A 7,124-nucleotide genomic window follows, 5' to 3' on the forward strand; every position below is an offset into this window, starting at 1 on the left:
GCCTCGGCCTCGGGCGGCGTGGGCAAGATCATGGGCGCCGTGATCGGCGCCTTCGTGATGGGCGTGATGAACAACGGCATGTCCATCCTGGGCGTCGGCATCGACTACCAGCAGGTCATCAAGGGCCTGGTGCTGCTGGCCGCCGTGTTCGTCGACGTCTACAACAAGCGCAAATAGGCGCGAAGGCGCGCTCGCCCCACCACTCCCGGGATGCGGCCCGCCGGCATTCGCGATACGCTGCCGACGCGTCGCCCGCCGCGAAGGAGTGTCCGTGAGCCCACCGAAAGGCCAAGGTCGAAGCCGCCTCGTGACGAGGCTGCTCCTGGCATCGGCGCTGTGCACCGCGCTGCCCCCGGCGCTGGCGGCTGATCCGCCGCGACAGGTCGCCCAGTACGCGCATACCTCGTGGACCGCGCGCGACGGCGCCTCGCTGGGACTGGTCTTCGCGATGGCGCAGACCCCCGATGGCTACCTCTGGATCGCCGGATCGCTGGGCCTGTTCCGTTTCGACGGACATCGATTCACCGAGTGGCAACCACCCGACGGCCAGGTGCTGCCCAGCGGCCCCTACAGCCTGCTGGCCTCGCGGGACGGCACGCTGTGGATCGGCACCTTCCATGGACTCTCGAGCTGGGACGGACGCAAGTTCGTCGCGCGGCATCCGGAGATCGGCCAGACCTTCGTGACCTCGCTGATCGAGGACCGCGAAGGCACCGTCTGGGCCGGCCTGCTGGGCGAGGCCGGGCGCTGTGCGCCATCCGCGGGAAGAGCATCCAGTGCGCCGCGCCCGAGGGAGGTTTCGGCAGCTTCGTCTGGAGTCTGGCGGAGGACCGCGCCGGCCAGCTTTGGGTGGGAGCGGACGCCGGCATCTGGCGGTGGGGCCCCGAAACGCCGCGGCGCTATCCCGTGCCGGGCGCGCGCGTGGGTGACCTCACCACGACCGCCGACGGTCAGGTCCTGGCCGGCATCGCGTCCAAGGGGCTCTGGGAACGGGCCGGCGACCAGTGGGTGCCCCATCGATTCCGCAAGGTCTCCAAGCCCGATGAATGGATGGCCGACATGGAGGTCAAGGCCAACAAGCTGCTGCGCGACCGCGATGGCGGGCTGTGGATCGGCACCGAGGGCCTGGGCCTGCTGCATGTGAAGGACGGCCAGGCCGACAGCTTCACGCGCATGGAGGGACTTTCCGGAAACATCGCATGCAGCCTCTTCGAGGATCGCGAGGGCAACGTCTGGTACGGCAGCGAACGGGGCGTGGATCGTTTCCGCAAGTTGCCGGTCACCACGTTGTCGACACGCCAGGGCCTGCCCGACGACGTCACCAGGTCCGTCCTGGCCGCCGCCGACGGCGCCCTGTGGGTGGCCACGAACGGCGGTCTGGCGCGGTGGAAGGACGGCCGCCTGTCCATCTTCAAGGAGCAGGAGGGCTTGCCCTCCGCGCAGGTGCAGGCCCAGTACCAGGACGCGCAGGGGCGCCTGTGGGTGAGCACGGCCACGGGGCTGGCCTATTTCGCGAACGAGCGCTTCGTCGCCGTCGACGGCGGGCCCAGCAGCGAGATCTACGCGATGGCCGGGGACGCCGCGGGCAACCTCTGGCTGTCCGGCAACAAGGGGCTTGCGCGGCTGCATCAAGGCCGCTTCGCCGAGAACATTCCGTGGGCCGCGCTGGGGCACTCGCAGCAGGCGCAGCTTGTCGTGGCCGATCGCGGCGGGCTCTGGCTGTCCTTCTGGGATGGCAGCGGCGTGTCGTACGTCAGGAATGGCAAGGTCGAAGCGAACTACAGCTTCGCGCATGTACCGGGCCGTGGGCAGGTCACCGGCCTGCGCGTGGATGACGAGGGCGCACTGTGGGTGGCCACCGGGTCCACGGGCCTCAAGCGCATCAAGGACGGTCGCGTCACGGCGCTGACGCCAGCCAACGGCCTGCCCTGCGAGACGATCCACTGGTCGACGCTGGACCAGGGCGGCGCCCTGTGGATGTACACCTCCTGCGGACTGGTGCGGGTGGACCGAGGCGATCTCGCGTCCTGGATCGCCGACCCGGCCCACCGCGTCACGCCGGTGTCCTGGGGCGTGACGGATGGCGTGCCGCTCATGGTCACCCCACAGGCCTATTTCAATCCGCCGGTGGCCCGGCAGCCCGACGGCAAGCTCTGGTTCGTCGCCGGCGCCGAGCTGCTGTGGGCGGATCCGGAGAACATGCCCTCCAACACGGTGCCGCCGCCCGTGCACATCGAGCGCCTGACCGCCGACCACCAGAGCTACCCGATCGAGCAGGGCCTTCGGCTGCCGCCGCGGATCCGGGACATGACGATCGAATTCGTCGCGCTGAGCCTGGCGGATCCGCTGCGCACGCGCTTCCGCTACCGGCTCGAAGGCCACGACAGCGACTGGCGAGAGGCCGTCGACCGCCGCCAGGCCAGCTACACCAACCTGCCGCCGGGTCAGTATCGATTCCAGGTGAAGGCGGCCAACAACAGCGGCGTCTGGAACGAGGACGGCGCGCAGCTCGAGTTCACGATCCTGCCCGCCTTCCACCAGACGACCTGGTTCCGCGTGGGCAGCCTCGTGGTGCTCGCAGGCTTGATCTGGGCCGGCTTCCAGCTCGCGCTGCGGCTGCGCGTGCGGCGACTGCATCGGCAGTTCGAGGCGACGCTGGAGGGCCGCGTCGCCGAACGCACGCGCATCGCGCGCGATCTGCATGACACGCTGCTGCAGCGCTTCAATGGGCTGCTGCTGCAGTTCCAGGCCGCGTCCAACCTGCTGCCCGACCGCCCGCGCGAATCCAAGCGGGTGCTGGACACCGCCATCGACCAGGTGGCCGGCGCGATCACCGAAGGTCGCGACACCGTGCAGGGATTGCGCGCGTCGACGCTGGAGACGAACAGCCTGGCGGAAGCCGTGCGGACGCTCGCGCGCGAGCTCTCCAGCGAAAGCGGCCGTGCGCTGCCGGTGAATGTCCAGGTGCAAGGCAAGCCGCAGGAGCTGCATCCGCTGCTGCGCGACGAAACCGTGCGCATCGCCGGTGAGGCGCTGCGCAACGCCTTCCGCCATGCGCAGGCGACGCGGATCGATGTCGAGCTGCGCTACGACGCGCGGCAGCTGTGCCTGCGGATCAGCGACGACGGCCAGGGGATCGATCCCGAGGTGCTGCGACGGGGCGAGCGCGAGGGCCACTTCGGCTTGAGCGGCATGCGCGAGCGCGCCGAGGTCGTCGGCGGTCAGCTCTCGGTGCGCTGCCCCGAGGGCGGCGGAACGGTGGTCGAATTCACCGCCCCGCTCCACCGCCCCCCCTGCCCTCACTCGACCCTGACCCAGTCGTACTGGGCCTGGCCGCCACCGCCGTTCCACTGGCCCAGGAAGCCGATGGCATCGGGGCTGTTGTCGCCGCGCCAGTGGTTCAGCATCAGCCGCATCGGCGTGGAGACCGAGACGATCTGGTGACGGATGGTCGTCTCGCCGCCCTGCGGGTTGACGGTGAACCAGCGCACGAAGTTCTCGCGCCACTCGAAGCCCAGCGTTTGCCAGCCGGTCGCGATCGGGAACTGCTTGTAGTTCTGCACGCCGCCCTTCCAGACGTTGGTGTGCAGCACGGTGCCGCCCTTGATCAGCTCGATGTCGATCTCGAAGTGGCTGGCCGTGCCCGCCGTGCCGGTGTAGAGGAAGAACGAGGTGTTGCCGCCGGCGAAGGTGCTGGCCTTCAGGCGTGTCGTGAACTTGCCGTAAGTGAAGCTCTGCTGGGTCCGGATCTCGCCGCAGCGGCCGGTGCCGGCATTGACGTTCAGCACCATGTTGCCGGCGTCCTTCCACACCTCGCTGTAGGCGAAGCCGCAGCCGAAGGGCGTGCCGTTGTGCCAGGTGGCCGTCTCCCACGCCGGCCCGGCGCCGCCGGTGCCATCGAAGCCGTCGAAGAAGCTGGCCGCGTGCGCGGTGCCGGCGGCACCGACGGTCGCGGCGCCAATCGCCCCCATGGCGCCGATGAGCCGGGCCGCGCGCAGCGCGCGCTTGAATCGGAATGTCATCCTTGTCTCCTTGGTTCTTGGGTTCTCAGAAGTCCGCGCGCACCCGCAGGCCGTAGCTGCGCGCGTCGTTGAGGAAGCGCACATTGAGGCTGGAGCCCACCAGTGCCTTGGTCGAGGCCTGCTCGTTCGTCACGTTGGCCGCGAAGGCCTCGATGCGATAGCGGTTGAGCGTGTAGCCCACGCCCAGGTTCAGCGTCGCGAAGCCCTTCTGGCGATCCGGGAAACCGGCCGCCAGCGCGCTGGTGCGGGCGCCCGCCAGGGTCACCACGTCCAGTTCGTTGTACTGGGTCAGGTAGTAGGACGAGCGGTAGCTCAGCAGCGCCTGCCAGTCGAAGCGGCCCGAGCCCAGCGCGAAGGCCTGCTGCAGCCGCGCCGACACGCTGACCTTGGAGGCCAGCGGCAGCTGGTTGCCGGCCAGGCTGATCTGCGGCGCCTTGCCGCCCTGGCCGTAGTCGATGGCGCGCGCGTCGGCCACCACCGCATTGCGGATCTTCGTCTGCAGCAGCACCGCGTTCAGGTCCAGCGAGAAGCCGGCCGGCAGCGGCATGCGCAGCTCGCCTTCCAGGCCGTACAGCCGCGACGCACCGATGTTGCGGTTCACCAGCGAGTAGCCGTTGCAGGTGTTGGGCGTGACCTCGGTGTTGACCTTGATGCAGCTCAGGTCCTGGAAGACCTGGTTCTTGTAGTCGTAATAGAAGCCCGAGAGATTGACCACCGAGCGGCGCCCCATCAGCTCGATCACGTTGCGCGAGCCGACCTCGAGCACGCTGAGCTTCTCCGGGCCGTAGACCTCGGGGATCGGCGAGGTGGCGAAGGTGTCGTTGAAGCCACCGGCCTTGTGGCCGGTCGAGAACTTCGCGTAGACCATCGCATCGCGGCCCAGGTCGTGCTCGACGCCGACGCGGAAGTCGTTGTACTGGGCGCTGCTGGTGCCGTACTGCTGCGTCGGCAGGTCCCAGGCGCTCAGGTAGGAGAAGCCGCCGTTGGTGGTGGCGGGATTGGTGCGCGGGCAGGAGAGCCGGCCATTGCCGTTGACGTCGGGCCGGTCGATGCAGGCGCCATTCGGATTGGAGCCATCGGCCACCGGTCCCAGCTGCTGGCCCACCAGGTCGCGGCGACCCGCCGTCAGGAAGGTCTGGAGGATGAACTGGGCCCGCTGTGCGTCGGTCGTGACCTTGCTCATGTCGAAGTTGGGACGCGACAGCAGCGCGGGCTGGAAGCCCTCCGTGCCCCAGCGCGTGGCGTAGCAGCAGTCGTAGTTCTCGCCGCCCAGCACCACGCCCAGGTTGCCGCCGACGCCGTAGCGCGATTTGCTCTCCTTCGTCCGGCGGAAGCCGGCGATCGCGCGCCAGTCCGGCGCCACCTTGTAGGTCGCGTCGAGGTAGGCCGCGGTGGACTTGCCACGCACGTCGGGCATGGTGAACTCGCTGCCCCAGTAGCAGCAGCCGCCGTCGGCCAGCGACAGGTAGCCCACGCCCTGCTTCTCCTTGAAGTGGAAGAGCCCGGTGGTCCATTGCAGCGGCGACTGGCTGTCGTTGGAGCGCAGCACCAGCTCGTAGACATTGCTCTTGGACAGCGTCTGCCAGTACTGCGTCGAGTAGTTGTCGTAGTTGACCGCCGACAGGTCGCGGCCCGGCCAGTCGATGCCGTCGGACTGGCCGTTGCGCTGCCAGAAGTCCACCGAGCGCCTGCTGGCGTTGAACTCGGCGCTGACCGGGCCGAGGTCGGCCTCGACCTTGCCCAGCAGGCCCCACAGGTCGTTGCGCATGTCGCCCTGCGCGCCGCGGTACACGACGTGGCGCAGGTCCAGGTCTTCCGCGCGCAGACCGCTGGCCGTCACCGCGCTGAAGATGTTGGCGCCGGGATAACCGGTGCCGCGCTCGCGACCCGTGTCGGCCACGACGCTGAAGCGCAGCGCCTCGGTCGGCTCCCAGCGCGCGGACAGGCGCAGCGCGCGGTTGTTCTCCTGGCCGGCCGGCTTGAGCTGGCTGGCCGCCGGGTCGGTGGAGACGTTGGTGAAGCCGTAGTCCTTGGTGCTCTGGTAGCCGGCGATGCGGATCGCGGCGTCGGAGCCGATGGGCACGTTGACCGCTGCCTCGGCGCCATGGCCGCTGCGGTTGGAGACCTCGCCCTGCGCGTAGCCGGAGAACTGGTTCAGGCGCGGCTGCGCGGTGATGATGTTCAGCGTGCCGGCCAGCGCGTTGCGGCCGTACAGCGTGCCTTGCGGGCCCTTGTTCACCTCGACCCGCTCCAGGTCGTAGAACATCAGCCCCAGGCCGCGCGGACGCGGGATGTAGACGCCGTTCAGGTGCGGCGCCGCGCCCGGATCGCCGAGCTCGGTGTTGTTGGCCGAGCCGACGCCGCGGATGAAGATCTCGACGTTGCCTTCCTGGTTGGCGATGCTCAGGCCCGGCACTGCGGCCTGCAGCTGGCGCACCTCGGTGATGCCGTCCTTGCGCAGCTGGTCGCCGCTGACGGACTGCACCACGCCGGAAACCTTCTGCGCCGTCTCCAGCCGCCGGTTGGAGGTGACGGTGACCGTCTCGAGGCGGCTGGCATCGGCGGCGGGCTGCGGCTCCTTCGCGGCGGGCTTTTCGTCGGCGCGCGGGGCGTCAGGGGCCGCCTGCGCCATCGCATGGCCGTGGCACACGGCGAGCGCGGCCGCCATCACGAGCGGGATGGCGAAGGGATGGGTCGGCGACGCGGGCTGTTGGGGGGCTTGTCTCTTTGTCATTGTTGTCCTCTGGCGGGAGTCAGGGGTTGCGGGTGGCGCGGGCCTCGGGCCCAGGGCGCGGGTGGAACTGCGTTGGCGGGAAAAACGTGAGAGGGGAAATGGGCCGGGTCGCCGATCAGGCGGCGATCGCGTGGCCCTCGGCATCGAAGAAATGCGCGCGCTCTGTCCGGATGCGCAGGCCGACGGCATCGCCGGCGCGCGGTGGCGGTGAATCGGGGGCCAGGCGCACCGCGATCAGCGGCTGGTCCGGCGCCCAGCGGGCATGCGCGATCACGGTGTCGCCCAGGTGCTCGATCACGTCCTGGGGATAGTGGCCGTTGAACAGCGGGTCCATGTACCAGCGGCGCAGCTTGCCGTCCTCGAGCCGG

Annotated in this window: 3 protein-coding genes and 2 pseudogenes; 2 read left to right on the top strand and 3 right to left on the bottom strand. The window is 69.5% G+C overall.

Annotated features, from left to right (window positions below; all coding sequences use genetic code 11):
- Together FUT87_RS00575 and FUT87_RS00580 are read left to right on the top strand one after the other, a co-directional pair.
- Positions 1–177 (top strand): annotated as a pseudogene (locus FUT87_RS00575) (sugar ABC transporter permease); the annotation flags it as partial.
- 423 nt (positions 178–600) lie between these two features.
- Positions 601–3,273 (top strand): annotated as a pseudogene (locus tag FUT87_RS00580) (two-component regulator propeller domain-containing protein); the annotation flags it as partial.
- A gap of 26 nt (positions 3,274–3,299) precedes the next feature.
- Here the strand turns inward: FUT87_RS00580 and FUT87_RS30160 are convergent.
- The 3 genes from FUT87_RS30160 to FUT87_RS00595 all read right to left on the bottom strand — a co-directional run.
- Positions 3,300–4,022, bottom strand: coding sequence for a family 16 glycosylhydrolase (locus FUT87_RS30160; RefSeq protein ID WP_255511598.1), 723 nt, complete (start codon positions 4,020–4,022; stop codon positions 3,300–3,302).
- Positions 4,023–4,047: 25 nt separating this feature from the next.
- Positions 4,048–6,756 (bottom strand): TonB-dependent receptor, encoded by a 2,709-nt coding sequence (locus FUT87_RS00590; protein WP_222617012.1) that lies wholly within the window; start codon positions 6,754–6,756, stop codon positions 4,048–4,050.
- A 115-nt stretch (positions 6,757–6,871) separates the two neighbouring features.
- Positions 6,872–7,124, bottom strand: a 253-nt coding sequence (locus FUT87_RS00595) for a TOBE domain-containing protein (RefSeq protein ID WP_147239742.1), incomplete at its 5' end; no start/stop codon positions are given.

The organism is Mitsuaria sp. TWR114, assembly GCF_007997345.1.

What these genes read in the sequence shown, in the direction of transcription:
- FUT87_RS30160 (WP_255511598.1), bottom strand. Translation starts at nt 4,022, where the DNA reads ATGACATTCCGATTCAAGCGCGCGCTGCGCGCGGCCCGGCTCATCGGC.
- FUT87_RS00590 (WP_222617012.1), bottom strand. Translation starts at nt 6,756, where the DNA reads ATGACAAAGAGACAAGCCCCCCAACAGCCCGCGTCGCCGACCCATCCC.